The following is a 26781-nucleotide window of genomic DNA, read 5'->3' on the forward strand; positions in this document are numbered from 1 at the left end:
TACGGCTTAATGATCAGCTTCGAGCTCGGCGTCGAGGACCTCGCCCATACGCGCTTCGCCCTCTCGCCCCTGGGCGAGACCGTGCTCAGCCTGCGCGTGCTGCGCGATCCGGGCCTGTCCGCGCTGCACCTGCCGTGGCGCAGGTCCGTACTCGCCCGGATCGGCGGCCTCGACACCGGCCTGCTGATGTCCCTGGTCGCCGACCGGCTCACGCTCCCGGACTTCCTGACCCCCAGGCCCCCGGGCTTCGAGCCGGCCTTCGAGGAGGAGCTGGCCGTCGTCCGCCGCTCCCCGCCCGGCCTCGTCCGCCGCGATCTGCTGGCCGCGCACGCGCCGGACCCGCTGCCCGAGCCCCTGCGCGCGGCGACCGCCGCCGGGGACGGACCCGTCACCGCGCTCCGCGACAGCCTCTGCGAACTCCTGCACCGGTACTGGGAGATCGCCGTCCGGCCGGTCTGGCCGCAGGTCCGGCTGGTCGCCGAGGCCGACATGACCTACCGGGCACGGCAGCTGGCCCGGGGCGGCGCCCGGCTCCTCTTCGCCGACATCCACCCCCGGGTGACCTGGGAGGACGACGGCTCGCGGGGTGTGCTCCGCATCCACCGGACCATCGGCACGTTCCACGCGAAGGCGTCCGGCCGGGGGCTGCTGCTCGTGCCCTCCGTGTTCGCCCACAAGCCCGCACCCCCGGTCGGCCCGGAGGAACCGCCCCACGTGCTCTACCCGAGCCGCGGCGTGGCGACGCTCTGGGGACCCGAACCCGCCCCGGACGCCTCCGACCCGGAGGGCGCGCCGGCCCTCGTCCCGCTCCTCGGCGCCCCCAGGGCCCGGCTGCTCGGCCTGCTGGCGGAACCCCTGGCCACGATCGAACTCGCCCGCCGGCTACGGGTCACCCCCAGCGCCGTGTCCCAGCACCTGCGCGTCCTGTACGCGGCCGGCCTGGTCACCCGCGCCCGCCAGGGCCGCCAGGTCCTCTACCGCCGCAGCCCCCTCGGCGACCACCTGACCACCGGGCGCCCGTAGGGCCTGCGGGTCCTAGCCGCGGAGCAGGGCGCCGAATTCGGCGGTCATCTCCGTCACCGCTGCGTCGGCCGCCTTCGACCTGCTGTCGAAGCTGAGGAAGCCGTGGATCAGGCCGGGGTAGAGGTGCTGGTGCACCCGGACGCCGGCGGCGGCCAGGGCCTGCGCGTAGGCCATGCCCTCATCGCGCAGCGGGTCGCAGTCGCCGCAGCCGATGACCGCCGGCGCGAGGCCCGCGTGGCCGGTGGCGAGCAGCGGGGAGGCGGGGGCGCGTCCGGCCGCGCCGGAGTCCTCGCCGAGGTACATGACGATGTCGCGTTCGACCTCGGCCGTGGTCAGCAGGTTCCCGGTGGCGTTCTCCGCGAGCGAGGCGTACGCGCGGCCGGGGCTGAGGTCGGTGGCCGGGTAGGCCAGCAACTGGGCGGCCAGCGGCCGGCCCTCGTCTCGGAAGGCCAGCGCCACCCCGGCGGCCAGGTTGCCGCCCGCGCTGTCGCCCGCCACGCCCAGGACCCCGCCGCCGAAGTCGCCGAGGTGGTCCTCGACGTGGGTGGCCACGGACGCGCAGTCGTCGAACGCGGCCGGGAAGGGGAACTCGGGCGCCAGCCGGTAGCCGACGCTCACGACGACGGCCCCCAGATCCCGGCACAGCCGCCGGCACACCCCGTCGTGCGTGTCCAGGTCCCCGACGACGAACCCGCCGCCGTGGAAGAAGACCACGGTGGGCGCCGTCCCTTCCGCTTCGGGCCGGTACACCCGCACCGGCACCCCCACCAGCCGCTGGTCGGCGACCGAACCGACGGCGAGGGGCGGACTGGGTGCGACGGCCAGCGACAGGGCGCGGTTCCCCGCCCGCATCTCCGCCACCGACGGGGGCTCGGCGGGCTCCGGCCCGGCCACCCCGAACTCCGCCAGCAGCGCCGCGATCTCCGGATCCATGGTCGGCATGTCCCCAGCATGCCGCCCGGACCGACCGGCCCGCGGGCCCCACCCCGGGCAGCCGCCGGATTCACCGGGTTGGCAGCGTGTCTCCTCAGGTCGCGCCCGCGATCTCGGCCGGGGCCGGCCGGTGGGCCTTCTCGTCGGCGTCCGCGAGCCAGAAGTACAGCGGCGGCATGACCAGTTCGACGACGGTCAGCGCCACCTGGCAGCCGTGCGGCCACCCGTGCACGGCGAGCGACAGCAGTCGTCCCGCCGCCCCCAGCAGGAACACGCCGGCCAGCCACCGGACCGCGCTCGCCGGGATCGGCGACTGGCGGGCCGCCCAGATCCAGGCGAGCCCGTAGCCCGCGAACGTCGCGCCCAGGAACCGGCCGAGGCTGTCGACCGTCGCCCCGGCCGCAGCCTCGCCGGGGATCGCCGCGTTGCCGAGCACCACGTGCCCGAGCCCGATCAGCACGCACGCGACGCCCATCGTCAGTACGAGCCACTTGAGAGTCCTGGCCATGCTCCGACCTCCCACCCCTGGTTAGTAGACGTGTGTCTACTAGTAGGCCCCGCTAGTAGACGAGTGTCAAGTAAGATCGGTCGCGTGCCTCCCCGCCGACGACTCAGCCCCGACGACCGCCGCGCCCAGCTCCTCGACGTCGGGGCGCGACTGTTCGCCCAGCACCCCTACGAGGACGTGCTCATGGAAGACGTCGCCGAGCGGGCGGGAGTCTCCCGCGCCCTGCTGTACCGGCACTTCGCCGGCAAGCAGGAGCTCTTCGCGGCCGTGTACCGGCAGGCGTCCGACCGGCTGCTGGAACAGGTCCCGCTGGACCGGCCCGGCGACGTCCTCGGACAGCTCGCCGACGGGCTCGACGTGCACTTCGACTACTTCGTCGCCCACCGCAACACCGTCCTCGCCGCGAACCGCGTCCTGGCCGGCGACCCGGTGGTCCAGACGATCATCGACAGTGAGCTGGACGTCCTGCGGGCCCGGCTCCTCGACGTCCTGCCGCTCGCGGACGACTCCGTCCGCCCCGCCGTGGCGGCGGTCCTGAAGAGCTGGCTGGTGTTCGTCCGGGTGCTCTCCCTGGACTGGCTCACCGCCGAGACCTGCACGCGCGCGGAACTGCGCGACACCTGCACCGGCGCCCTGCTCGGCGCCCTCCGCCCGTTCCTCCGGGCGGACACCCCTTAGGCCTGCCTCGTCCAGCGCTGCGAGGCCTCCCCGCCGCACGTCCTCGTGATCAGGCCGCTGGCCATGCCCAGGTCGAGGCAGCCGCCGCCGTAGTCGCTGCGGAGGCTGCCGCCCGAACCCGTACGCCACAGCCGGCCGATGTCCTGGGCGCAGTCGCCGACGAAGACGGCCTGGCCGAGACCGTTGGAGTACAGGCACTGGCCGCTCTGCTGGTTGACGAGCTTGAAGCTGCCGTCCGACCTGTTCTGTACGGTCCACCGGGCGGTCGGGTCCGAGCAGTCCCGGAAGTCCGAGGCGCCGTAGACCTGGGTGATGCACTTGCCGTTGTTGCCGTTGCTGTAGCGGTAGGTGCCCGAAGCGGGGGGAGTGGTGGGGGGTTTGGGGGCCGTGGACGTACCGCTGCCGCCGGTGGGGCCCGCGCCGCCGGCGCCGCCCGGGGTGCCGGCTCCGGTGCCCGTGTTGGCGCCCGTACCCGTACCCGTACCGGTGCCGGTGCTCGTATTCGGTCCGGTGCCCGCGCCCGTGCCCGGGCCGGTCCCACCGGCCCCGGCGGCCGGAGGCCCGCCCGGGCCGCCCTGACCCTGGTTCGCGGCGTTCTCCTCCGGTTTGCCCTGGACCGGCGACTGCGCCGCCGACGCCGCGCCCGAGGGGCTGCTGCCGCCCGCCGTCGACGGCGCAGGTCCGCCCGGCGCGGCCGCCGAACCGGACGGGGCGGCCTGTTCCCTGGCCTGGGGGGAGGACGCGTACGGCAGGTGCTGGATGGCGAGCGTCGTGCCGCCCGCGACCAACACGACGGGGACGACGGCGAGGAGGATTCGGGTACGGCGGCGCCGCTCCGGCCGCTCGGGCGTGGCCTGCCCCTCGGGCGCGAGGGCCTTCTCCGGCTCCGGCTCCGGCGCCGGCTCCGCCTTCCCGCCGGCCAGCGGGAACGTGACGTCGTCGATCTCCTGTACGTCCGCGGCGAAAGCGGCCCGTTCCGCCAGCCGCTCGGCGATGGCCCCCGGCCACGGCGGGGCGGTGACCGGGCCGTGCTGCGAGGCGCGTTCGAGGAGTTCGGCGGCGGTGGGACGCCCCTCGGGATCCTTGTCGAGGCAGGCGGCCACCACCTCGGCGAGGTCCGGGTCCAGCTCCCGCAGCGGTTCCAGATCGGGCTCTTCGTGGACGATGCGGTAGAGCACGCCGTGCCCCGACTCGTCACCGAAGGGCGGCTCGCCGCACGCCGCGTACGCGAGGACGGAGCCCAGCGCGAACACGTCGGTGGCGCCGCTCAACCTCCGCCTGCCCGAAGCCTGTTCGGGCGCCATGTACGCGGGCGTGCCCACGACCATGCCGGTCCGGGTCAGCTGGCTCTGCTCCGCGGCCCGCGCCACACCGAAGTCGATCAGCGTCAGCCCGTCGAGCGTCAGCATGACGTTGGACGGCTTCAGGTCCCGGTGCACCATGTCCAGCGCGTGCACCGACGCCAGGCCCGCCGCCGCCTTCCGCAGCAGCAGCCACAGGGCCGGCGCGGGCAGGGGTCCGCCGTTCAGCTCGACGGCCTCGCGCAGCGTGAGCCCGGGAACGTACGCGGTGGCGAACCACGGGGGGCGCGCGGTGCGGTCACTGGCGAGCAGCGGAGCGGTGGCCTCCGCGGGCAGTCGGGAGAGGTTGTCCAGCTCGTGCCCGAAACGGCGCACGAAGTCCGCGTCCTCGCCGACGACGGAGGACAGCAGTTGCTTGACGGCGACGTACCGGCCCTCCTCGACCCCGAGGTACACCCGCCCCATACCGCCGGCCCCGAGCCGGCCCACCAGTGCAATCGACCCGATCCGGCGCGGATCCTCCGCCTCCAGCGGCTCGGCTCCGCTCCCCGTCAGCTCCACCACGTCAGCCCCGTTTGAATTGGAATCATTTTTTGGAATCTACCCGATCGAGGGGAGGTCACCCAGGGGGTGCCCCCGCAGTAACTCCCCTACGGGAGGCGGGTCTTGACCAACCCGGCCCGGCCGCCGCCCCCCGAGGCGTGGAGCCCGCCCGAAAAGGAGAGGCGGGCCGCAGCCGGTTGTGCCAGGCTGGCGGGCCGTCCGCAGGGGGTTCCCCCTCCCGGTACCCGACCCTTCGTCATGGGAGCGTCAGTGACAGCGCCTCGTCTGACCCCGCTGCTGCAGCAGTTCGAATTCGCGTGTGAGCGCCTGACCGCCCGTATGGCAGGCCCGGTGATGAACAGCGGCGACGGCACGGACATCGCCGTCGGCGGCGTGATGACCGACGAGGAGTACTTCTGGGAGCCCGTGGCCGACTGCTGGTCGGTCCGCCGGCGTGCGGACGGGCCGGGCCCCCGCGCGACCCTCCTGGCCGGCGCCGCCGCGGGCGACTGGGGACGGGACGCCGCCTCCTACCCCCACCCCTGGCCGCCGCCGGTCACCACCATCGCCTGGCGGCTGAACCACCTGACCGAGATGCTGTCGCTGCGCGCCGACCACACGGCCGGCGGCCGCACCCTCACCCGGGACGACTTTCCGGTCAACGGGGACGCGGCCGGCGCGGTCGCCGCCTTCGACACCGCCGCCGGCGCCTGGCGCAAGGCGCTGCTGGGCGTCGACGACGCCGCGCTCGACACCGTCGGCTACTGCACCTACCCCCACGGCAGCGACCCGGAAGAGCCGTTCATCGACATCGTGTGGTGGGTCAACCAGGAAGTCCTGCACCACGGAGCCGAGATCGCCCTCCTGCGCGACCTGTACCGCGCACGGCGCTGACCTCCCTCACCGGCCGGCGGGCGGCGGATGCGCGCACGGTGTGAGGGCGTTGCGCTGAACGGCCCGCCCGACCGCGTGTCCGGGCCGTCCGCCGCAGGCCACCGTATTAGCGTCTGCACTCCGCGCCGCCTCACCCGTGTCGGGAGCCTTCATGCGTCGCCTCCTGGTCGCCACCGCCCTGCTCGCCGGGCTCACCACCGGATCGCAATTGTGGGCCCACCCGGGAGCCGTCGGGAGGGCGGCGCTCGCGGGAGCCCCGTCCCCCTCCCGCGGCACCAACATCCTCGTCGTGGGCATCGACAGCCGCGCCGGCCTGTCCAGGGCCGAGATCGACCGCCTCCACGTCGGCGGCAAGGGCTGCAACTGCACGGACGTCATGATGCTGGTGCACCTGTCCGCCGACGCGCGGCGGGCGAGCGTCGTGTCCATCCCGAGGGACTCGTACACCGAGTACGCCGCACACGAGCACCCCCGCCACCTCGGCAAGATCAACGGGGCTTTCGCGCACGGCGGCGGACCGCTGACCGTACGCACCGTCGAACAGGCCACCGGCCTGCACATCGACCACTACCTCCAGACCGACTTCAGGGGCTTCGAAAGCACCGTCGACAACCTCGGCGGAGCGACGGTCTGCACCGACAAGCCCATGTACGACTTCAACTCGGGCCTCGACCTCGCACCCGGCACCCACCACCTCGACGGCCGCCTGGCCCTGCGCTACGCACGCGCCCGCCACATCACCCCGTACTCCGGCGACCTGGGGCGGGTCCGGCGCCAGCAGCGGCTGGTCGTGGAGATGCTGACGCGCCTCACCGCGCAGAAGGCGCTGGCCAACCCGAGCGCGGCGCTGCGCACCGCCCGCACCCTCCTGAAGTCCGTCACCACCGACAAGAACACGGGCCTGGGCGACCTCGTCCGCATCGGCCTGGTCCTCGGCCGGCTCCAGGCCCGCCAGACCGAGTTCACGACCGTGCCCATCTCCGACTTCGACCACCGGGTCCCCGACGTCGGATCCACCCTCGTCTGGGACAAGGACCGCTCGCAGGCCCTGTGGGACGCCCTGCGCGCCGACCGTCCGTTCACCGGCGACCCCCGCATCCGGCCGCCCGGCGGGGTTCCCGTCGCGCAGGCCCCCTCCTCGATGCTGGTCAGGGTCGACGACGCCGAGGTCGCTGCGGCCCTGCGCCGCAACGGCTTCATCGTCCAGGAGGTTCCCGCCCCACCGGGAACACCGCCTCCCGCCGGACCGACCGTTATCACCCACGATCCCCTCTACGAGCGCCAGGTGCTCTCCCTGGCCGCGGCGCTCCCCGGAGCCGTCCTGCGCTCCGTCGAGGGCCACGGCAGCATGTACGACGTCCGGGTGGGCGACCGGGCCCGGCAGGTCGTCACGGTCACGCACGACCGCAGCTCGGTCGAGGGCGCCCCGGTCACCGGGGACGGACTCACCTGCGACGTCCTGATGAACAGACCGCCGGCATCCTGAATTGGCGATGTACGGAACGGCGGAATTCGCAAGGCCAAATTTCACCAGGTAAGTCAAGACTTACCTTTAAGGGACCTTGATCGTATGGTGTGGCTCGAATCCAAGGAGCCCCCTGTTGTCGAAAACGAATGATCCCGCTGTGCGTGCGGTTGCATCGGAGCGGGATTATGTGTCCTGCCTGTATGAGCTGCTCACCCAGCGGATTTCCGAGGTGCGAGTACTCCGGGAAAGTGTGCTGAAGGCCCCGGCGGACAGCGTCGGCGAGGCATATGAGAGAGAAAACACCGCCGAGCGCCTGACCAAGGAAATCGGCCGGCTGGAGGGCGCCGAAAAAGGGCTGGCCTTCGGTCGCATCGACCGGACGGACGGCACGGCCCTGCGCATCGGGCGGATAGGGCTGCACACGGAAGAGGACGACCTGCCCCTGCTCGTGGACTGGCGCGCGAACGCGGCGCGGCCCTTCTACGAGGCGACACCGGTCCACCCCATGGGCCTGCGCAGGCGCCGGCACCTGCGCCTCGAGGAACGCACGGTCGTCTCGGTGAGCGACGAACTGCTGGACGGGACCGCCCCGACCGACGAGGACGTCGTGGGGGACGGCCCGTTGACCGAGGCCCTGTCGGCGCGGCGTACGGGCAGGATGCACGCGGCCGTCGCGACGCTGCAGGCCGAGCAGGACGAGATCGTCCGCTCCGCCCACCGCGGGGTGACCGTGGTGCAGGGCGGGCCCGGCACCGGCAAGACGGTGGTCGCCCTGCACCGGGCGGCCTACGTCCTGTACGCGTTCCCGCGCGCCGCGGAGGAGGGCGTCCTGGTGGTGGGGCCGAACGCCCGGTTCCTGGACTACATATCCCAGGTCCTTCCCTCGCTCGGAGAGAACGACGTCGTCCTGGCGACCTGCCCGGAACTGGCCGGAGTCGCCACGGACGGGGTGGACCCGTTCGATACGGCACGTCTCAAGGGCGGCTCCGGCCTCGCCGACGCCCTGGCCGGCCTGCTGCGCGTCCACCAGGCCCCCGCGGGTGACTTCACCGTGCGCGTCGGACGGGAACCGGTTCACCTCTCCGGCGGGGAGGTCGCCACGGCACGCGACGCCGCCGTGGCGGCCGCCCCGGGACACAACCCCGCGCGCCAGGTGTTCAAAGAGCTCCTCGTCGACGCCGTCACCGACGCGATGCAACGGGACATGGGCGACCTCCTGGAGCAGATCGACGCCGATTCCGAAAGGATGACGGGCATCGACCTCGACCGTTTCACGGGAGCCGCCCAGCGCCGTGCCGAAGGCGCGGCCGACGCGGGTCCTGCCCACGAGCTGGACCTGGACGCCATCCGGGCCGACCTCCTCGAGGACGCCGGAGTCGACCGAGCGGTCGAGGAGTTGTGGCCGCGGCTGATGCCCGGTGACCTCGTGAAGGCGCTCCTGACGAACGCCGGCGCTCTCGCCGAGCACCTGCCCCGCCTGACCGCGCAGGAGCGGTCCCTTCTGCTGCGCGGTCCGGACGACCCGTGGACCGATGCCGACGTGCCGTTGCTGGACGAGGCGGCGAGCCTGGTCGACGGGCCCCCCGAGCGGACGTACGGGCACGTCGTCGTCGACGAGGCGCAGGAACTGACCGCCATGCAGTGGCGGATGATCGTACGCCGCTGCCCGGCACGGGCGATGACGCTCGTGGGTGACTTCGCCCAGGCGGGCCCGGTCGCGACAGCACGCGACTGGAAGGAAGCACTGGGCCCCCACCTCGGACCGCGGTTCAAACTGCACCACCTGACCGTCAGCTACCGCACCACGCAGGAGATCCTGGAGAGCGTACGGGACCTGCTCACGCGGATCGCTCCCGACCAGAAGCCCACGCGGTCACTGCGAAGCGGTGAGAGCCCCCGCACCGTGACCGCACCTGCGGACGGGTTGGTCACCGCCGTCCTTCGCGAGCTCCGCGCCCAGAGCGCCGCGCACCCGGGCGAGCTGCTGGGAGTGATCTGCGCGGACCACGAGGTGAGCGAGCTGACGGCCCGGGGCATCGCCGATCACGCACGCATCGTGCCGGCCTCCGAAGCGCGCGGCCTGGAATTCGACGGGGTCGTCGTCATGAACCCCGGGGAAATCACCACGGCCCGCCCCGGTGGGGAAAGGGACTTGTACGTAGCCCTGACCCGGGCCACCAAGCGCCTCTGCACCATCACCGTCCGGCCCGCCTGACGACTCGGCGCCCGCTCCGGCGCCGCGCGGTCACACCGCCGCCGGTCCGGGCCCCGGCTGCCCGGGGGCGGGCTCGTGGAGGGACGGCGCCGCGGCGCGCAGGACGGGAGGGTCGGCCTGGGCGATGCAGGTGAGCCGCCACCCGGTGTCGTGGTCGAGCGGGCCGGCGGCCGGCTGGACGCCCAGGGTGCGGGCGAGTTCCGGCCCGTGCAGGACGACGGTGGCCTCCAGGAGGAGGACGTAGGCCGTCGCGGCCGCTCTCGTGCGGTGCCGGGCCGCGAGGAGCACGGCGAGGCCGAGCGGCAGGCCGGGCCACCACACCACCGCCGTCGCGGCGTAGAGCACGCCCCAGCCCGCCAGCACGAAGCCGCGGTCCAGGGCGTCGTGCGCCGAGCGGACCTCCGCTCGGGCGCCGTCCGGGAGCGAGAGCCACAGGACGGGCCAGACGGCGGCCAGATCCAGCGCGTACTGCTCGCGCAGCCGCGCCGCCAGGGCGTGGAAGCGGTCGCCCGTCCACGACGGGCGGTCGGGGCGCGCGGCGCAGATGCGCTCGCGGCGCTGCCGGGCCGCGCTCAGCGCCGACCGGGCCGGGTCCGGCGGCAGTTCGGGGGACGGTCCGGCGGCCGTCGCCCGGCGGCGTACGGCGGCCGCGACGGCGAGATCGCGTTCCCGCAGGTACCGTGCGTCGGCGCCGTTCCACCGCTGCCGACGCCGTTCGGTCAGCGCCGCGGCGATCTGGCGGGCCGGAGGGGGCCACTCGCGCCAGTCGGCGGCCAGGACCACGCGGGCCACCCCCGCGCCCACGGCCCTGGCCGCCAGCCCGCCGGCCGCCGCGCCCAGGAGGACGGCACCCAGGAGCAGCGCGAGGGAGCCGGCCCGCAGCCGGGCCCCCGGCGCCGGCCATCCGTGGACGCGCTCCCCCAGGAAGCGGACGTCGAGGGCGTGGTCGTACCCGAGGGTGTTTGCCGCGAGGACGACGCCGACGAACAGGATCCCGGGAAGGACGAGCAGCGACAGCCAGCGTTCGGCGAGCTTGCCGCCGAACGCGCCGAGCAGCGCCTCCATGTCAGAGCTCCACGGGCTGCAACGGCAGATCGTCCATCGCGCACCTCGGCGCCGCCGTCGCCGTCGCGTCCGGCACCCAGGCGCGGGAACAGCGCGCCGAGGGACACAGGAAGGCGATCTCCACCCGGTACCCCGCGCCGAGGCCCGGGACCTCCGGGCGCGTCGCGGGCCCCCCGGCCGCTACGGGGAGATCACGCCGGCCGAAGACGCCCAGTGCGTCGCCCGCCTCCAGCAGCGCGTTGTCCACCAGGTCGAGGGCTTCGCCCACACCGGGCCCCGTGCGGACCGCCTCCAGCAGGCGCCCGACCGGGTCGCCGGGCGAGCCCCGCAACGTCGTCCGCAGCGCATCAAGGTGGGTGCAGACGTATGACAAGGCGTCCTGCACGACTTCGACTTCGACTTCGACTTGGGCTCCTGCTCCGGCAGCCACGGGCTCGTCCGTCATCCTCGTCCTCCCCGGGCCCGGTCCGGCCCGCCGCCGCGCGTGACTACCCGTATCGCCGGCCCGGTCACTAGCATCACGTTGCATGGATTCCCCACGGGAGGAACCACGACACCGGTTCCAACGGCTTCGTACGCAAGTGGAGTTGATCGCCTCCGGGGGTGACGTCGGTCTGTCGCTGAAGCTGCGCGCCACCGGGCTACGGGCCCTGGCCCGGACCCTCACCGACGAGGCGGACTCCATCGAGTTCCGTGAACTGCTCGGCCGGATCCACTGGTACCGGAGCCTCGCGCTCACGCGCGCGAGCCGGCGCCACCAGGTGGAGCTCGGCATGCCGCCGACCGACAAGGCCCGGCGCGAACTGGAAACCGCCGTCGCGTACGTACTCCCCGCCCTCCTGGGCGGTCGTGACATCCCGGAGAAGCCCCTGGCCCTGCTGGCCGCCGATACCGCGATCGACGTCCTCATCGCCCACCAGAGCCGACTCGCCACGGAACCGGCGACCGACCCCGACGCGTACAGGTTCCTCTGCCTGACCTGGGCGAACGTCCTGCGTGCGCTGCCGGGCGGGAACATCGAACGCCCCGTGTGCCGGATGAACCTGGGGCGGGCCGCACAGCGGGCGTACGCGCTGGACGGGCGACCCGCCGATCTGGACACCGCCGTCGCCGCCTTCGAGGCGGCGGCGGCCGAACTGCCGCCCGGCGACCCCGACGTGCTCACGGCCTGGGCGTTCCTCGGCTCCTGCCTGCGCGACCGTTTCGCGGCCCGCCGGCACATGCCGGACCTCGACCGCGCGGTCGAGGTGGCCCGGCAGGCGTCAACGGCGCCCTGGACCACCGGCCGCAGCAGCCGGACCCTCGACCTCACGGCCGCGCTCGGCACGCGCGCGGAGTTCGGCGGCGGCAGGGCCGAGGACCTCGACGAGTCGGTGGACCTGCTGCAAGGCGTCCTCGACGAAGTGGAGACACTCGATCCGGATCGCCTCCCCGCCCTGGCGTCCCTGTCCTGGTGCCTGCGCCTGCGCTACCAGCGCACCCGGACGCCCTCCGACCTGGACCGGGCGGTCCGCGCGGGGCGGGAGGCCGTGGACCGCGCCCCGGACGGGGAGCCCTGGTTGCCGGCGCGCCTCCACAACCTGGCCATCGCCCTGCGCCTCGGGTACGAGAGGTCCGGCCCCGGCGCTGCCCGGGATCTCCGGGACGCGGTGGTCGCCGCCGGCCGGTGTCTCGACCTCACGGCCGGCGGCCACCACGACCGCCTGCCCTACCTGCTGGAGGCGGACCTCGTGGGCGGGGCCGCCCTCACCGCGTTCGGCAGCGACGCGGCCCTGGACTTCCAGATCCGTACGAGGCGACTGGTCGTTGCGGAAATCCCGCTGGAGGGACCCGCACGGGCCTCCGTACGCAGGGAACTCGCCTCGTGGCTGCGGCAGCGCTTCGAACGCTCGGGTGCGCGGACGGACCTCGACGACGCCATCGAGACCTACCGCACCTGCGTGGCCGAGGCAGGACCGGAGCACCCCGAAGGCGCGCTGATGCTGGCCAATCTCTCCACCGCACTGTGGCGCCGCTTCGAACGCTCCGCCCGTCCCGACGACATCGACGCCGCCGTTCAGGCCGCCCAGTCGGCCTACGACGCCACGCCGCGGGAGGACGAGGACAAGCGGGAGGAACGCCTCTCGCGGCTGTTCACGGTGACGGTGCTCCAAGTGCAGCGGCGCGCCTTCGACGCGGACGGGTTCGACGACATCGCCGTGGCGGGCCGGGAGCACGGGGAGTTGCTCCGCCATCTGACGGGCCAACCGGGATCCGGGCCGGCGGACGCCCAGGCGTCCACGCCGTTCGCCCACAACTCGTACCTGCCCGAAGAGCCCGAGGGAGAGGTGGAGCCCCTGCGCCTGGCCCTGACCGCGGCGTCCGGCAGCGGACCGCACAGGGTGACCCAAGCGCGCATCGCGCTCGCCGACGCCCTGACCTGGCGGTACGAACACACGCGGGCGGCCGACGACCTGGACGAGGCCATCGAGCTGTACCGGGCGGCGCAGCACCCCGAGCGCCTCGGGCTCGCACTGCGCCGGCGTGCCGAGGACGGCAGGGGCAGCCGGCCGGGCGACTGGGAAGCCGCGATCGCGGCCCTGCGCACGGCGATGGAGCGATCCCCGGCACCGGGACCTGCCCGGGCATGGGCCATGTCCAGGCTGGCCACGACACTCCGCTCCTCCTTCGACCGGTCCGGCGGGGAGGCCGATCTGGACGAGGCCGTCGCCCTGTCGCGGCGGGCGGTGACCGAGGCCCCGGACGAACCCGCGCTGTGGGCCAACCTCAGCAACGCCCACCACACCCGCTACGCCCGGCACTACGACCCGGCAGACCTCGACGCGGCCGTCACGGCGGCGAGGACCGCGGTCGAGTCCTCCCCGGAGGACTCCCTCGGGAGGATCACCGCCCGGGTCGGCCTCGGCACCGCACTCTTCGACCGCTACCGGCTCCACGGGAACCGGGCGGAGCTCGACGAAGCCATCGAGGCGCTGTGGCAGCCGGTCCATCCCGACACGGCGATGCGCGGCCCCCAGCAGCTCAGCCTCTCGAACGCGCTCCGCCGCCGCCACCTCCTCACGGCCGACCGCGCGGACCTCGACCGGGCGATCGACGCGGCCGAACGCTCCACCGCGGGACTGCGCTGGGGAGCCCCCAACGGTGCGGCCCCCCTGGCCAATGTGGCATCGCTGGTGCTCGCCCGCTTCCGGGATGACGAAGAGTCCGACCCGGACGACCTGGTGAGAGCCCGCCTCGCGGCCGACATGGCGGTGGCGGTCGCTTCGCCCGGCAGCCCGGACCGGGCCCACGCCCTGCTGGTCCAGGGGGAGTGCGCCGAGACCGCGCAGAGGGAGTATCCGCAGGCCAGGGCGGAGGCGGTGGCCGCCTACACGGAGTCCGCCGCGACCGAAGCCGCCCCCGTCGCCACGCGCATCGTCGCCGCCCGCCGCGCCGTCGAACTCCTGGCCGGGGACGACCCGCACGGAGCGGCCGACGTACTGGGCCGGGCGGTCACGCTCCTGCCCCTGGCCGCGTCCCGGCGCCTCACCATCGCCGACCGGCAGCGCGTCCTGCGGGACTACGGGAACCTGGCGAGCGATGCGGCCGGGCTGCGCCTGAACGCGGGCTGCGGAGAGCCGGGAGTACTCGAAGCCGCGCTCCAAGTGCTGGAGACGGGGCGCGCGGTGATGCTCGGCCAGTTCCTCGACACCCGTGGAGACCTCGGCGACCTGGAGGCGCGCCTCCCGGACCTGGCCCTGCGCTTCGTCCGGGCGCGCGATCTGCTCGACGCGGGCGCGGCCGGAACTCCCGACGGGCGCCAGTCGGTGGCCGCCGGGTTCGCCGAACTCCTCGCCGAGATCCGCGGCAGGGAAGGCTTCGCCGGCTTCCTGAAGCCACCCGCGGTGGAGGCCCTGCTCCGGGCGGGGGAGCACGGTCCCGTCGTGGTGTGCAACGTCAGCCGGTTCGGCAGCGACGCGCTGGCCGTCCACGACGGCGGCGTCACGCGCATCGCGCTGCCCGACGCCGACCTGTCGGCAGTCGGGCGGCAGGTCAACGCCTTCCACGCGGCCCTGGCCGTCGCGGACTCGTCCCACGTGACCCCCGACGACCGTATCCGGGCCCAGGCGACGATCCGCGGGATCCTGGAGTGGCTGTGGGACGCGGTGGCCGGGCCGGTGCTGGGCGCCCTGCCGCCGGCCGCCGGATCCTCCGGGGAGCTGCCGCGGCTCTGGTGGGTGCCGGGCGGCCTCCTCGGACTGCTGCCGCTGCACGCCGCGGGCCACCACCCCCGCGGGAAGCCCGGGGCCGGGGCCGTGCCCCCGACCGTCATGGACCGCGTGGTGTCCTCCTACTCGCCGACGCTCCGGGCACTCGTCCACGCCCGACGACCGGTGCCCGTCGGGCAGGCACCCGCCTCGCTCATCGTGTCCATGCCGCACACCCCCGACGCGAGCCCGCTGCCCTACGCCGAGGACGAGGCGCTGCGCGTGCACGGGCTGCTGCCCCGCCCCGAACTGCTCCTGCACCGCCCGCCCCAGGGAGGGTCCGCCGGTCCGGCGCACCGCGAGCCGTCACTGGAGCAGGTCCGGAGCGGGCTGAGCCGCGCCACCATCGCCCACTTCGCCTGCCACGGAGCCGCCGTCATGGAGGACCCGGCGCAGAGCCGGCTGCTGCTCGTCGACCACCGGACCAGGCCGTTCACCGTGACCGAGCTGACCGGGATGCGCGTCGGCGAACCGGACCTGGCCTACCTCTCGGCCTGCGCGACGGCGTTCAACGGCGACGTCGCGCTGATCGACGAGTCCATCCACCTCGCCGCCGGCTTCCAGATCGCGGGGTTCCGGAACGTGGTGGCCACCCAGTGGAAGATCGGGGACCGCTCGGCGTCGCGGATCGCCGAGTCCTTCTACCGGGCGCTCGGCCCGACGGGAGCCCGCCTGCCCGAGGGCGGCGCCGCCCGGGCCCTCCACCGGGTGACGCGTGACCTGCGCGACAGGTTTCCCCTCGCCCCGTCGCTCTGGGGCGCGTACCTGCACTTCGGGTGCTGAGGCGGGCGGCGGCCCGTCAGGCGGCGGCGGTGAGGGCCTGCTCGTGCCGGGTCAGCGAGCGGGAGTAGCGGCGCAGGAGGAGGGCGGCGGTGGTGGCGAGGCCGGTGAGGAGGCCGAGCCAGATGCCGAGGGTGTCGAGGTCCAGGGCGTGGGCGAGGAGCCAGGAGGCGGGGAGTCCGACGGCCCAGTAGCCGATCAGGGTGATGCGGAAGCCGCCCCTGGTGTCGTCGAGGCCGCGCAGCAGCCCGACCCCGATGTTCTGGGCGCAGTCGAAGAACTGGAGGAAGGCCGTGACGACCAGGAGGTGGGTGGCGAGGGTGAGGACCCGGTCCGAGCCGGAGTCGAGGAACGGCGCGAGGACCAGCCGGGGAACCGTCAGGTAGAGCAGTCCGACGACGGCCATGACGGCGGCGGCGCAGGCCAGCGCGGTGTTCCTGAGGCGGCGGGCGTCGGCGTGGCGGCCGAGGGCGAGTTCGCGGCTGACGTTGATGGAGGCCGCGTGGGAGAGGCCGACGGCGACCTGGAAGACGATGGAGACGAGCTGGTTGACGGCGGTGTGCGCGGCGAGGGCGTCGGGGCCGAAGGAGCCTGCCATCAGGGCGGTCAGGGAGAAGAAGCCGGCTTCCGAGCCGTAGGTGGCGGCGATGGGGATGCCGAGGCGGACGAGCGTCTTGACGGTGGCCGCGTCGGCCTTGGTGATGTCGAGGGTGAGGAGTGGGGCCAGCCGCTCGTCCCGCTTGGCGGAGGCGTAGAGGGCGAGGAAGGACAGCAGGTACACCGTGGAGGTCGCGATGCCGATGCCGGTGAGGCCGAGGCGGGGCAGGCCGAAGGTGCCGTGGATGAGGATCCAGTCGAGGCCCGCGTTGACGGCCACGGAGGCGAGGGTGATCTGGACGAGGGCCTGGGGGCGGCGCATGCCGACGGTGAACTGGCGGACGGCCTGGAACCAGAGGCAGGGCAGCAGCCCCGGGGCGAGTGCGAGGAGCATGTTCCGGGTGAGGCCGACGACCTGGGCGTCCTGGCCGAGCCGGGCGAGGGCCTGGCCGATGAGGATCATCAGCAGGGCCCCCGCGAGCCCGGTGAGGGTGGCGACGGCCAGGGCGGCGCGGACGATGCCGCGGATCTCGTCGGGGGCCGCCTCGCCTCCGCGGCCGTCGCCGTCGCCGTCCGCGGCCGCCCGCTCGGCGCGGGCGGTCGCGGCGGCTATGCGGTTGCCGACGGAGGTGACCAGGCCGACCCCCATGGTGCGGAGCTGGTTGAAGATGACGATGGCCAGGCCGCCGGCGGCCAGTTCAGTGGTGCCGAGGAGCCCCGCCATGACCGTGTCGGTGGTGGTCAGTGCCACCTGGGCGAGCTGGGTGAGGATCAGCGGCACCGCGAGCACGCCGAGGGCGCGGCTGTCGAGGAGGAGGATTTTCAGCATGGGCTCATCGGTTCCCGCGGAGCTTGGTGAGTAGCTCTTCGATGTCCCGCTCGGCCTCGGCGTCGAGCAGATCGCGGTCCCGCATCCACGCGTCGTCGAAGACGGTGTCCATGTACTTCTCGCCGCCGTCGTTGACGAGGGCGACCACGGTCGTGCCCGGCGGCAGGGCGGGCAGCCGGGTCAGGGCCTCGTAGACGACTCCGCCGGCGGAGCCCCCGATGAGGAGCCCGGTACGGGCGACCGCCCGGCAGGTGGCGAAGGCCTCGACGTCACCGACCTTGACGCCCTCGTCGATGAGGTCGAAGTCGACGAGCGCGCCGATCCCGGCGCCCTCGGGGGTGCCGGTGCCGGACTGGTGGTAGTCGTGGGCCGGGCCGCCGAAGGCGATGGAGCCCTTGGGTTCCACGCCTATGACGGTGAAGCCGGACATGAGCCGGCCCAGCTCCCTGCCGGTGCCGCACAGGGCGCCACCGGTGCCGACGGCGCCGATGAGCACGTCGATCCTCCCGCCCAGGGCCTCGTGGAGTTCGTGCGCGACGGTGAAGTAACCGACGCCGTTGGCGGGGTTGTTGTGCTGCTCGGTGAAGACGGTGTTGTCCCGGCCGCGGGCCATCTCCTCGGCGAGTTCCTCGCGGGCGGCGGTGGCGAGCTCCTCGGTGCCCGCGTCGGCGACGTAGACCAGCTCGGTGCCGAGCGCCTTCATGCCGCGGAGCTTGTCCGCACAGGCGTGGTGGTCGACGACGGCGGTGAAGGTGTAGCCGCGTTCGGCGGCGATGACGGCGAGACCGAGGCCGGTGTTGCCGGAGGTCGATTCGACGATCCGGCCGCCGGGGCGCAGCTCGCCGGCCTCCTCGGCGGCATCGATCATGGCCCGGGCCATACGGATCTTCGCGGTGCCGGTGGGGTTGAACATCTCCAGCTTCAGCAGCAGGCGGCTTCCGGTCTCGGTGGCGGCGAGTTCCAGGAGGGGGGTGTAGCCGATGAGATCGGATACGCGGGAGACCACGGCGGGGCGCTGAAGGGCTCCGGACATCGGTAACTCCAGACGGGTGCGGCGGGCGGCGGGCGGCGGGCGTCAGGTGAAGTGGCGGTCGAGGCGCCAGCGGGGGCGCGGCCGGTCCACGTGGTCGATGACGACCTTCGGCGGCAGGGCCAGGTCGTGGAAGGGGGACTCGTTGGAGTCCATCTGGTAACCGGCCGTGTTCGGGTAGACGAGCAGGTCACCGGTGCGGGGGAGGCGGCGGAAGGGGATCTTGCGCCAGGTGAGCAGGTCCGATTCCAGGCAGGTGGCCGCCCCGACGCACGCCGGGAACACGCCCTCCTCGCCTTCGGCATCCCGGGGGACCAGGACCGGGTCGGGCAGGTACTCGCTGTTGAACCACTGCTCGGACAGGCTCAGGCTCGTACCGTCCACGGTCAGGATCCGGTACCCCTCGCGCTCCTTGACCCCGCGGATCCGGAACACCGTGGCACCGGCCTGGTGGAGCAGGGCCCGGCCCGGTTCCAGCAGCAGGGTGACGCCGGCCTCCCCGAGGACCGCGGACAGGGGTGCTCCGTGGCCTTCGGGCCGGGCGGCGAGGAGCGCGGCCAGCGCTTCGGCGCCCGCGGCGGGGGAGTGGTAGGGGTAGAAGTCCCCGGCGTGGAACGTCCTGCCCGCGTGGTAGTGGCCGCTGTTCTGCTCGGCGAGGAAGCCGTGCCAGCTGTCGGCGTCGGTGTAGCTGACGGGCAGGCCGCCCCCGATGCTGATCCGCGAGGCCTCCAGCCCCTGGACGCGGGCCTTGAGGCACAACTCGACGAGCCGGGCGGCGAGATCGGCCCGGGGCTGCAGGGCGTAGCCCGACAGGTGGAAGCTGAACCCCTCCATCCGGACCGCGTCACCGGCCCGGACGCACCGGGCCGTCGCGGTGGCCAGCTCCCCCTCCGCGAACCCGAACCGGCTGTGCGGCTGGGCGGCCGGCAGGACGCGCAGCAGGATCCGGGCGGGCCGGACGCGGCCGGTCAGGGCGGTGGTGACGAGGACGTCGAGTTCGTCGAGGGCGTCCACGGCGATCAGCGCCCCGTGCTGGACGGCCAGACGCAGCAGCACCGGGTCCTTGGCGGGGCCGGTGAGGACGAGGTGCTCGCCCCGTACGCCGTGGCCGAGGGCCTCGCGCAGCTCGGCGGCGGAGGCGACGTCCACGCCGGCCCCGCCCGCCGCGGCCCGTTCGACGAAGGCGGCGGCCTTGTTGGCCTTCTTCGCGAAGTACACGAAGCCGTCGACTCCGGCGGCGGCGAGGGCGTCCTGCATCGCCCGCAGGTTGGCGTCGAAGGCGTCGGGCAGCAGGAAGTGGAACGGGCCGCCGAAGGCGTGGGCGAGCTCGGGCAGCAGCCCGCAGGCCAGCACCCGCTCGGTGGCGGCGTCGGGCAGCGCCGGAAGGCTCGGCAGGGGGCGGCCGTTCACTGCCACAGCGCGACCTCGCTGCCCAGGCCCTGCGCCAGGGCGAGCTGGGCGAAGCGGTGCCCGAGGGCGATGTCCGTGACGACGAGGCCGCTGTTGTACGCGAAGACGCGCTCGGTCGCACGGGTGCGCCCGGCGCTCCGCCCGGTCAGGACGGGCGGGAACTCGGCGTCGACGGCCGGGAGTTCGCCCTCGGCATCGGCCATGTCCGTACCCGTGACGTTCATCTGCGCCTCGCTGGTCGCGATGACCCGGTCGGCGTCGTGCAGGGTGGAGGGCGCCAGACCGTGGCCGACGAGGATCGACAGCGCGCCGGGCCGCAGCCAGGAGGCTTCCACGGAGGCCCGGGTGTGCCCTCCGGCGGTGGCGACGATGACGTCGGCGTCCGCGGCCGCGTCCCGCAGGTCGGTGACGACCTCCACGCTCCGCTCGGGGAAGTGGGCCCGCAGCCGCTCGCGGACGGCGGCGATGCCGTCGGGATGCGAACCGGACAGCATCAGCCGGTCCAGGTCCGGCAGCGTGGTGAGCAGGAAGGGCAGGGCGAGCCGGCCCTGGGTACCCGTACCGATGACCAGGGCGCTGCGGGCGCCGGGGGCGGCCAGCTCGCGGGCCAGCAGGGCGGAGGCGGCCGGGGTGCGCAGGGAGCCGATGCGGGAGCAGTCCATCATCGCGACGGGCAGGCCGGTGACGTCGTCGTAGATCGTCAGCGCCGTGTAGTAGTGCTGCTCCTCGCGGCCCTTGTCGAGGCCGTGCTTGTAGGAGGTCTTGACGGCCACGACGTCGCGGGAGCCGTCGCGGCCGAGCATCGCGTAGGCGACCGAGTGGCCGTCCCGCGGTTTGACGGTCAGTTTGCGGGGATTGTCGGACTGGCCGGCCTGGAGGGTGCGGTAGGCGCCTTCCACGGTGGCCACCACGTCGGCCAGGGATATGTCGATCCCGGCGAGGTCGGTGGTGGACAGGACGCGCAGGGTCATGGTGGTCTTCCTCCGGGTGCGGGGCGGGTGGTCAGCTCGCGTGCGCTTCGAGGGCGCTCTGGCCGTAGCCGTGCTCTTCCGCCTCGGCCGCGGGGCGGGTGCGACGGCCGGGTACGCGGACGGAGGCGCGCTTGAGCCAGCGGTCGGTGCCGTCGTAGCGGGCCCGGAAGGGCACCCGGCCGTGGACGACGAGGTCGTTGTCGACGACCAGGACCTCGCCCGGGCGCAGGCTCACCGCGACCGAGACGCGGGCCAGTTCGTCGCAGAGGCGCCCGTACGCGGCCCGGTAGGCCCCGTCGGCCCCGTCCAGCGGGGTGTAGGCGGGATCGAAGCGCAGCGTCATGCCGTCTTCGGCGGCGAACAGGGCCGGTACCGCGGGCGGAGCCCCTTCGGTGTAGCGCCGGGCCTCCTCGTAGGCGTCGTCGGGGAGGATCGGCAGCACCGGCCGGACGAGCAGCGCGACGTCGGCCGCGGAGAGCCGGGCCTTGCGGATGCTGGCGGCGGTGGTGGCGACGTCGTCGCGGTTGCGCATGCAGCCGAGCATCAGGAGGTGCGCGCGGCCGGGGTGGAAGGCGTCCTCGGTGTGCGGGCTGAGCAGTACCGAGCTGCTGGCGCCGGTCTGTTGGGTCTCGTGACCGGCGGCGGGGACGATGTTGTGTACGAAGCGCCCGTTCTGCTGGCCTTCCCAGGCGATCGGGTTGCCCATCACGGTGGCGAGGAGGAGCAGGGCGATGTCGTGGACCGCGCCGCTGTCGCCGGCGGTGGTCCAGCTGGAGGGCGTGGCACCGATGGCTCCGTCGTCGACGTCGAGGCCGCGCAGGACGAAGAGGCCGTCCGCGGTGTCCACGGGACGGCAGTGCAGGCGCAGGGCTTCGCCGAACCCGGCGGCGGCTTCGGCGACTTTGGCCAGGAGCCGGGGAGTTGTGGCGGACGTGCCGAACTCGGCGAGGAGTCTTTCCGCGGCCTGGCGGAGTTCGCCCGCGGTGGGGGCATCGAGCTGGCGGACGGGTGCGGCTGCCGTGCTCATGGCGAAGAGATCCGTTTCGTCGGATGGCAGGGGGATCCCGGTTCCGGGGGCGACCGCCCGCGGCCGGGCGGCGGGGCGGCAGACAGTGCACAACTGGCCTGCTTCGAAGGGCAGTTGTGGCGCGCATCGCAGATCTGTGGAACCGGCGGACGAGTCGAACCGTAGCACCGAAGTGAGGTTAGGCAAACCTAACTGACCGGTCACCTGGGGATCGCATTCGGACATGCGTCCCGTCGGAGGTGACGGCTTGCGGCGACCGTGATCCTTAGGGTAGGCAAACCTAAGCATCACTCCCGTTGCTTCAGTGGATCGAGGACGCAAGTGGACTTCAACAGGCGCCAATTGCTGTGGACCGGCGGAGCGATCGGGGCGGCAGCGCTGCTCACGTCCTGCTCCTCGGGAAGCGGCGACACCGGCACCGAGAAGGCGGCCGCCGGCGACGGCAAGCCGAAGAGCGGCGGAACGCTCCGCATCGGAGCCCTCGGCCGCGCCGGAGCCCTCACCCGCGACCCGCACGGAAACCAGGCCAACGAGAGCGACTACCTCGTCATCGCCCTCACCTTCGACACCCTCGCCGTGCCCGGCGCCGAAACCAACACCGTCCCCCGCCTGGCCGCCTCCTGGACCCCCTCGGCCGACCTGAAGACCTGGCGCTTCACACTGGCCCCGGGCGCGACCTTCCACGACGGCACGCCGGTCACCGCCGAGGACGTCGTCTGGTCGCTGCGCCGCCTGCGGGGCACCCCCTCCGGAGCCGCTCGCCTCCCCGGGGTCAAGGGCGCGGACAGCATCACGGCCGAAGGCGCCGACACCGTTGTGGTCGTCTCCGACTACGCCAACGCCGACCTCCCCCTCATGGCCAGGCTCACCACCTTCGTCATGAAGAAGGACACCCCCGACAACGCGCTCGACAAGGCCCCCGGCACCGGCCCGTTCAAGCTCGACTGGTACCGCAACGGCAACGCCCGCCTCGTCCGGAACGACACCTGGTACGGCGGCACCGTGCACCTCGACGCCATCGAGGTCACCATGTTCGAGACCCCGCAGGCCATGGCCAACGCCGTGCTCGCCGGACAGATCGACGTCGCCTCCAACGCCGGCGCCGTCGCCGCCCGCACCGCCGGAGCCCGCAAGGACGTCCGCGTCCTGCGCCGGCCCAACGACATGGCGATGCCGCTGGTCATGCGGGCCGCGGCGGGCAGCCCCTTCGCCGACCCCCGCGTCCGCGAGGCCATGCGCCTGGTCGTCGACCGCGACGCCATGGTCAAGCAGGTCCTCTCCGGATACGGCACCGTCGCCAACGACATCCTCGGCACCGGCGACCCGGCCTACGCCAAGGACATCCCCCAGCGCGGGCGCGACCTGGACAAGGCGAGGAAACTGCTCGCCGAAGCGGGCTTCGACCTGTCGAAGACCTATGACCTGGTGACCACCGAGGACGTCCCCGGCCTCGCCGAGTCCGCGACCCTCTTCGCCAACCAGGCCCGCGAGGCCGGCGTCAAGGTCCAGGTCGTCAAGCAGGAAACCGGCGCCTTCTACGACAGCACCTGGAAGACCGGCGCCTTCTACACCACCTACTGGGGCACCAACGACTCGGTGGTCTTCTTCGCCTCCAAGACCATGGCCGCCGAGGCAGGCCAGAACGAGGCCGGCTGGGCCGACCCCGGCTTCGACGCCGCCTACCGCAAGGCCATCGCCACCGCCGACGAGAAGGAACGCGCCGCCGCCCTCAAGGAACTCCAGCAGATCGAGTACGAGCGCTCCGGCTACCTCCTGTGGGGCATGGGCGACGGCATCGACCTGGCCGCCGCCAAGGTCAAGGGCCTTCCCACGCTCCCCGGTTACGGCCGGGTCCAGCTCGAGAACGTGTGGCTGGCTTGAGCCGCACCGCCCGGGAGCCCGCCGTGGCCGCCCCCGCCGCGGCGGGGGCGGCGCGCCGCTCCCGGCTGCCGCTGCTCCTCGCGGCCGCCGTCGCCCGCCGCGGCCTCATGCTGGCCGTGCTGCTCGCCGTGGTGTTCGCCGCCGTCGAACTGCTCCCGGGCGACGCGGCGACCGCCGGCTCGGAACGCGGCGACAGCGCCGCAGACGTCGAGGCCCGCCGCCACCTGCTCGGCCTGGACCGCCCCGTCTGGGAGCGCTTCGCCCGCTGGATGAGCGCGCTGCCCACGGGCGACCTCGGCACCAGCTCCCGCGGACGGAAGGTCACCGAACTGCTCGCCGACCCGCTCCCCAACACCCTCCTCCTCGGTGGCGCCGCCTTCGTCCTCACCCTCATCGCCTCCCTCGCCCTGGGCTGCTGGGCCGCCTGCCGCCCCGGCCGCCCCGCCGACCGCGTCATCGGCCACACCGCCACGGCCGCGTTCGCCGTACCGGAGTTCGTCGTCTCGGTCGGGCTGCTGCTCGTGCTCTCCCTGTGGACGGGCTGGCTCCCCGCCGTCACCCTCACCGGCGCCGACGGATCCCCCGCCACCGGGACCATGCTGATCATGCCGGTCCTGGCCCTGGTGATCCCGCAGACCGGCTGGAACACCCGGATCGTCCGCGGCGCCCTCGCCGACCAGGCCCGCACCCCGCACGTCGAAGCGGCCCACCTCGACGGGCTGCCCGTCCACCGCGTCGTACTGCGCCACGCCCTGCCCGGTGCGCTCCCCGCCATCGCCACCGGCGTCGCGACCTCCACCGGCATGCTGCTCGGCGGCGCCGTCGTCGTCGAAACCCTCTTCAACCACCCCGGCATCGGCTCCCTCCTGGCCTCCGCGGTCAGCAGCCGCGACACCCCCCTGATCGCCGGGGTCGTCGCCTGCGCCGGAGCCGCCATCAGCCTCGTCCTGCTGGCCGCCGACCTGCTGCGCGCGAGCATCCTGGGAGGACGGCCATGAGCACTGCCGAGACCACCGCCCCCGCCGGCGACGCCCGATCCGCCCTTGCCCGTACGAGGAGCCGGGCCCTGCGGCGCGTCGCACCCGGCCTGCTCCTCGTCGCCCTGGCCCTGACCGGCCCGTGGCTCGCCGCCCACCCCCTCGACACCCCCGTCACCGCGCCCTACGCGGCCGCCGGCGACGGAGCGGTGCTGGGCGGCGACCAACTCGGGCGCGACGTGCTGAGCCGACTGCTGCACGGCGGCGCCGCCCTCATCGCGGGCGCCCTCCTGATCGCCGTGGCCGTCACCGCCCTCGCCACGCTGCTGGGCTGCCTCGCCGTCCTGCGGCCCCGCCTGGGCAGCGCCGTCGAACGCGCCGCCGACGTCCTCATCCTGCTGCCGCCGGTCCTCGGGATCATGCTCATCGCCCTCGCCTGGCCCGGCGGCGGACGCCGGGCCGTCATCGCGGCCGCCATCGTTCTGGGAACCCCGTACGCCGTCCGGATCGTCGCCTCCGCCGCCGCGCCCCTGGCCACCGCCGGATACGTCGAAGCCGCCACCGCCCGCGGCGAGCGCCCCTCCTCCATCGCCCTGAGGGAGCTCCTGCCCAACGTACGCGCCACCGTGCTGGCCCTCTTCGGACTGCGCTTCGTCGAGGCCGTCTACGTCATCTCCATGGCCGGCTTCCTCCAGATCGGCCCGCAGCCCCCGGCCGCCGACTGGGCCCTGATGATCCGGGAGAACGCGCCGGGCATCCTCCTCAACCCCTGGGCCGTCCTCGCCCCGAGCCTGGCCATCGCCGTACTCGCCATCAGCTTCAACCTGGCCTCCGCCTCCCTCGCCTCCCGTTCCGCACCCAAGGCGGTGACCCCCTCGTGAGCCACACCGAGCCCACCTCGGTTCCGGACCGGGGCACGCCCCTGGCCGCGGCCGCCGGTCTGGAGATCCGCATCCCCGGCGGACCGGTCCTGCTGCGCCCGGCCTCCCTGACCGTCCGGCCCGGCCGGATCACCGCCCTGACCGGGCCCTCGGGCTCCGGCAAGACCACCCTGCTCCGCGCGTTCCTCGGCCACCTCCCCGCCGGCGCGGCCGCCACCGCCGGGACCCTGGAGGTCCTGGGCCACCGGCCCCTCGACCTCACGCCCGACGCGCTGCGCCGGCTGCGCCGCACCCGCATCGCCTACGTCGGCCAGGACCCCGGCTCCGCCCTCAACCCCCGTATGAGGATCCGGCGCATCGTCGCCGAGACCGCCACCGACCCGAGCGAGGCCGCCGTACTCGGCCTGCTCCGCGAATGCCGGCTCCCCGTCGACGACGGGCTTCCCGACCGGCGCCCCACCGCGCTCTCCGGCGGCCAGCAGCGCCGGGTCGCCCTCGCCCGGGCCCTGGCCAGGACCCCCGGGATCCTGCTCCTCGACGAGCCCACCGCCGGACTCGACTCCGCCCTCCGCGACGAGATCGCCGAGCTGCTCCGCGACCTTGCGGCCACCCGCGGCCTGGCCCTCGTCATGGCCTGCCACGACCCAGCACTCGTCAAGGCCTGCGCCGACGACGTCGTCCGCCTCACCCCGCCCGAAGCACCCCGGGAAACCCCGCACCCACCCCGCCGGCGGGCCGCCGTACCCACACCCCGCTCCACGCCGGCCGCCCCGAAGGAGAACGGGCTGGCGGCGCACCGCGTCAGCGTCGCCTTCGCCCACCGGGCCACCCGCCACCAGGCCCTCGACGCCGTGGACTTCAGCGCCGCCCCCGGATCCGCCACCGCGATCGTCGGTCCCTCCGGCTCGGGCAAGACCACCCTGCTCCGCGTCCTGGCAGGCCTCCACCCGGCCGACTCCGGCACGCTCAGCCTGGACGGCGAACCGCTCGCCCCCACGGCACGCAAGCGCCCGCGTGCCCACCACCGGCGCATCCAGCTCGTACCGCAGAACCCACTGGACGCCCTGAACCCCTCCCGCACCGTCGGCGCCGCACTGTCCCGACCGCTGCGCCTGCACGGCCGCCTGCCGAGGCCGGCCGTCGCCGCGAAGGTCGCCGAGCTCCTGCGCCAGGTGGAACTCCCGCCCGACTACGCCGGCCGCTACCCGGGCGAACTCTCCGGCGGGCAGCGCCAGCGCGTCTCCATCGCCCGCGCCCTCGCGACCGACCCGGACTTCCTCCTCTGCGACGAGATCACCTCGGCACTGGACCCGCGGACCGCGGAATCCGTCATGGTCCTCCTGGCCGGACTGCGAGCGGAACGCGCCCTGACCGTCGTCATGGTCTCCCACGAGCTCCACCTGATCACGGCCCACACCGACACCGTGCACCTGCTGGACTCCGGCAGACTCACCGCGAGCGGCCCCACCGCCGACCTCGTCCCCAGCGGCTGACCGACACGAGCGGCGCGGGCGCCCCCGGGG

At 73.9% G+C, this 26781-nt stretch carries 20 protein-coding genes; 10 read left to right on the plus strand and 10 right to left on the minus strand.

Annotated features, from left to right (window positions below; translation table 11 throughout):
• Window positions 1–9 precede the first annotated feature (9 nt).
• The gene (locus tag ACFTXQ_RS02065; protein ID WP_382634939.1) at window positions 10–1023 is read left to right on the plus strand and encodes an ArsR family transcriptional regulator; all 1014 of its coding nucleotides are present in this window, start codon (window positions 10–12) and stop codon (window positions 1021–1023) included.
• Window positions 1024–1035: 12 nt separating this feature from the next.
• Here the strand turns inward: ACFTXQ_RS02065 and ACFTXQ_RS02070 are convergent, their stop codons facing one another.
• Together ACFTXQ_RS02070 and ACFTXQ_RS02075 are read right to left on the minus strand one after the other, a co-directional pair.
• A complete protein-coding gene (locus tag ACFTXQ_RS02070; protein ID WP_382634941.1) occupies window positions 1036–1965 on the minus strand; it encodes an alpha/beta hydrolase in 930 nt (309 codons plus the stop codon).
• A gap of 85 nt (window positions 1966–2050) precedes the next feature.
• Window positions 2051–2464 carry a DUF4345 domain-containing protein gene (locus tag ACFTXQ_RS02075; protein ID WP_382634943.1) on the minus strand — a complete coding sequence of 138 codons (414 nt, stop codon included), beginning with the start codon at window positions 2462–2464 and terminating at the stop codon, window positions 2051–2053.
• 84 nt (window positions 2465–2548) lie between these two features.
• Between ACFTXQ_RS02075 and ACFTXQ_RS02080 the strand changes: the two genes are divergently transcribed.
• Window positions 2549–3142, plus strand: coding sequence for a TetR/AcrR family transcriptional regulator (locus ACFTXQ_RS02080; RefSeq protein ID WP_382634945.1), 594 nt, complete (start codon window positions 2549–2551; stop codon window positions 3140–3142).
• Here ACFTXQ_RS02080 and ACFTXQ_RS02085 read toward each other — a convergent pair.
• Window positions 3139–5007, minus strand: a complete 1869-nt coding sequence (locus ACFTXQ_RS02085; RefSeq protein ID WP_382634947.1) for a protein kinase — start codon at window positions 5005–5007, stop codon at window positions 3139–3141. The genes ACFTXQ_RS02080 and ACFTXQ_RS02085 overlap by 4 nt on opposite strands.
• A 249-nt stretch (window positions 5008–5256) precedes the next feature.
• On the opposite strand from ACFTXQ_RS02085, the gene ACFTXQ_RS02090 reads away from it, so the two are divergent.
• The 3 genes from ACFTXQ_RS02090 (at window position 5257) to ACFTXQ_RS02100 (ending at window position 9563) form a co-directional block, all read left to right on the plus strand.
• The gene (locus tag ACFTXQ_RS02090) at window positions 5257–5880 is read left to right on the plus strand and encodes a DinB family protein (RefSeq protein ID WP_382634949.1); all 624 of its coding nucleotides are present in this window, start codon (window positions 5257–5259) and stop codon (window positions 5878–5880) included.
• A 151-nt stretch (window positions 5881–6031) separates the two neighbouring features.
• Window positions 6032–7366, plus strand: a complete 1335-nt coding sequence (locus ACFTXQ_RS02095) for an LCP family protein (protein WP_382634951.1) — start codon at window positions 6032–6034, stop codon at window positions 7364–7366.
• A gap of 169 nt (window positions 7367–7535) precedes the next feature.
• Complete coding sequence (locus tag ACFTXQ_RS02100; protein ID WP_382634953.1) at window positions 7536–9563, plus strand: HelD family protein; 2028 nt, start codon at window positions 7536–7538, stop codon at window positions 9561–9563.
• 30 nt (window positions 9564–9593) lie between these two features.
• Here the strand turns inward: ACFTXQ_RS02100 and ACFTXQ_RS02105 are convergent, their stop codons facing one another.
• Complete coding sequence (locus ACFTXQ_RS02105; protein ID WP_382634955.1) at window positions 9594–10628, minus strand: hypothetical protein; 1035 nt, start codon at window positions 10626–10628, stop codon at window positions 9594–9596.
• A gap of 1 nt (window position 10629) precedes the next feature.
• Window positions 10630–11073 (minus strand): hypothetical protein, encoded by a 444-nt coding sequence (locus ACFTXQ_RS02110; RefSeq protein ID WP_382634957.1) that lies wholly within the window; start codon window positions 11071–11073, stop codon window positions 10630–10632.
• 136 nt (window positions 11074–11209) lie between these two features.
• On the opposite strand from ACFTXQ_RS02110, the gene ACFTXQ_RS02115 reads away from it, so the two are divergent.
• The gene (locus ACFTXQ_RS02115) at window positions 11210–15658 is read left to right on the plus strand and encodes a CHAT domain-containing protein (protein WP_382634959.1); all 4449 of its coding nucleotides are present in this window, start codon (window positions 11210–11212) and stop codon (window positions 15656–15658) included.
• 16 nt (window positions 15659–15674) lie between these two features.
• On the opposite strand, the gene ACFTXQ_RS02120 is transcribed toward ACFTXQ_RS02115, so the two are convergent.
• The 5 genes from ACFTXQ_RS02120 to ACFTXQ_RS02140 are packed head-to-tail and all read right to left on the minus strand — an operon-like array spanning window position 15675 to window position 21519.
• Window positions 15675–17081, minus strand: coding sequence for an MATE family efflux transporter (locus ACFTXQ_RS02120; RefSeq protein ID WP_382634960.1), 1407 nt, complete (start codon window positions 17079–17081; stop codon window positions 15675–15677).
• Window positions 17082–17085: 4 nt separating this feature from the next.
• The gene (locus ACFTXQ_RS02125; protein WP_382634961.1) at window positions 17086–18114 is read right to left on the minus strand and encodes a cysteine synthase family protein; all 1029 of its coding nucleotides are present in this window, start codon (window positions 18112–18114) and stop codon (window positions 17086–17088) included.
• Between the two features lie 42 nt (window positions 18115–18156).
• Window positions 18157–19527, minus strand: coding sequence for a Y4yA family PLP-dependent enzyme (locus tag ACFTXQ_RS02130; protein ID WP_382634962.1), 1371 nt, complete (start codon window positions 19525–19527; stop codon window positions 18157–18159).
• Entirely contained in the window at window positions 19518–20492 is a 975-nt protein-coding gene (locus ACFTXQ_RS02135; protein WP_382634964.1) for an ornithine cyclodeaminase family protein, read from the minus strand. The genes ACFTXQ_RS02130 and ACFTXQ_RS02135 overlap by 10 nt, the downstream gene beginning before the upstream one ends.
• A gap of 31 nt (window positions 20493–20523) precedes the next feature.
• A complete protein-coding gene (locus tag ACFTXQ_RS02140) occupies window positions 20524–21519 on the minus strand; it encodes a TauD/TfdA family dioxygenase (RefSeq protein ID WP_382634965.1) in 996 nt (331 codons plus the stop codon).
• 321 nt (window positions 21520–21840) lie between these two features.
• On the opposite strand from ACFTXQ_RS02140, the gene ACFTXQ_RS02145 reads away from it, so the two are divergent.
• From ACFTXQ_RS02145 to ACFTXQ_RS02160, 4 genes are read left to right on the plus strand one after another with little or no spacing between them, the layout of a single operon-like run.
• Window positions 21841–23400, plus strand: a complete 1560-nt coding sequence (locus ACFTXQ_RS02145; protein ID WP_382634967.1) for an ABC transporter substrate-binding protein — start codon at window positions 21841–21843, stop codon at window positions 23398–23400.
• Entirely contained in the window at window positions 23388–24398 is a 1011-nt protein-coding gene (locus ACFTXQ_RS02150) for an ABC transporter permease (protein WP_382634968.1), read from the plus strand. The genes ACFTXQ_RS02145 and ACFTXQ_RS02150 overlap by 13 nt, the downstream gene beginning before the upstream one ends.
• Entirely contained in the window at window positions 24395–25258 is an 864-nt protein-coding gene (locus ACFTXQ_RS02155; protein ID WP_382634970.1) for an ABC transporter permease, read from the plus strand. Before ACFTXQ_RS02150 ends, ACFTXQ_RS02155 begins: the two co-directional genes overlap by 4 nt.
• On the plus strand, window positions 25255–26751 hold the full coding sequence (locus ACFTXQ_RS02160; RefSeq protein WP_382634971.1) for an ABC transporter ATP-binding protein: 1497 nt from the start codon (window positions 25255–25257) through the stop codon (window positions 26749–26751). Before ACFTXQ_RS02155 ends, ACFTXQ_RS02160 begins: the two co-directional genes overlap by 4 nt.
• Window positions 26752–26781: the final 30 nt, after the last annotated feature.

This window comes from Streptomyces sp. NPDC057010 (genome assembly GCF_042673805.1).
Taxonomy (GTDB): domain Bacteria; phylum Actinomycetota; class Actinomycetes; order Streptomycetales; family Streptomycetaceae; genus Streptomyces.

Bases quoted from the DNA above. Each gene is read 5' to 3' on its own strand.
- ACFTXQ_RS02120 (WP_382634960.1), bottom strand. From the start codon at position 17,081: ATGCTGAAAATCCTCCTCCTCGACAGCCGCGCCCTCGGCGTGCTCGCG.
- ACFTXQ_RS02070 (WP_382634941.1), bottom strand. From the start codon at position 1,965: ATGCCGACCATGGATCCGGAGATCGCGGCGCTGCTGGCGGAGTTCGGG.
- ACFTXQ_RS02105 (WP_382634955.1), bottom strand. From the start codon at position 10,628: ATGGAGGCGCTGCTCGGCGCGTTCGGCGGCAAGCTCGCCGAACGCTGG.
- ACFTXQ_RS02075 (WP_382634943.1), bottom strand. From the start codon at position 2,464: ATGGCCAGGACTCTCAAGTGGCTCGTACTGACGATGGGCGTCGCGTGC.
- ACFTXQ_RS02125 (WP_382634961.1), bottom strand. From the start codon at position 18,114: ATGTCCGGAGCCCTTCAGCGCCCCGCCGTGGTCTCCCGCGTATCCGAT.
- ACFTXQ_RS02110 (WP_382634957.1), bottom strand. From the start codon at position 11,073: ATGACGGACGAGCCCGTGGCTGCCGGAGCAGGAGCCCAAGTCGAAGTC.
- ACFTXQ_RS02135 (WP_382634964.1), bottom strand. From the start codon at position 20,492: ATGACCCTGCGCGTCCTGTCCACCACCGACCTCGCCGGGATCGACATA.
- ACFTXQ_RS02155 (WP_382634970.1), top strand. From the start codon at position 24,395: ATGAGCACTGCCGAGACCACCGCCCCCGCCGGCGACGCCCGATCCGCC.
- ACFTXQ_RS02065 (WP_382634939.1), top strand. From the start codon at position 10: ATGATCAGCTTCGAGCTCGGCGTCGAGGACCTCGCCCATACGCGCTTC.
- ACFTXQ_RS02095 (WP_382634951.1), top strand. From the start codon at position 6,032: ATGCGTCGCCTCCTGGTCGCCACCGCCCTGCTCGCCGGGCTCACCACC.
- ACFTXQ_RS02140 (WP_382634965.1), bottom strand. From the start codon at position 21,519: ATGAGCACGGCAGCCGCACCCGTCCGCCAGCTCGATGCCCCCACCGCG.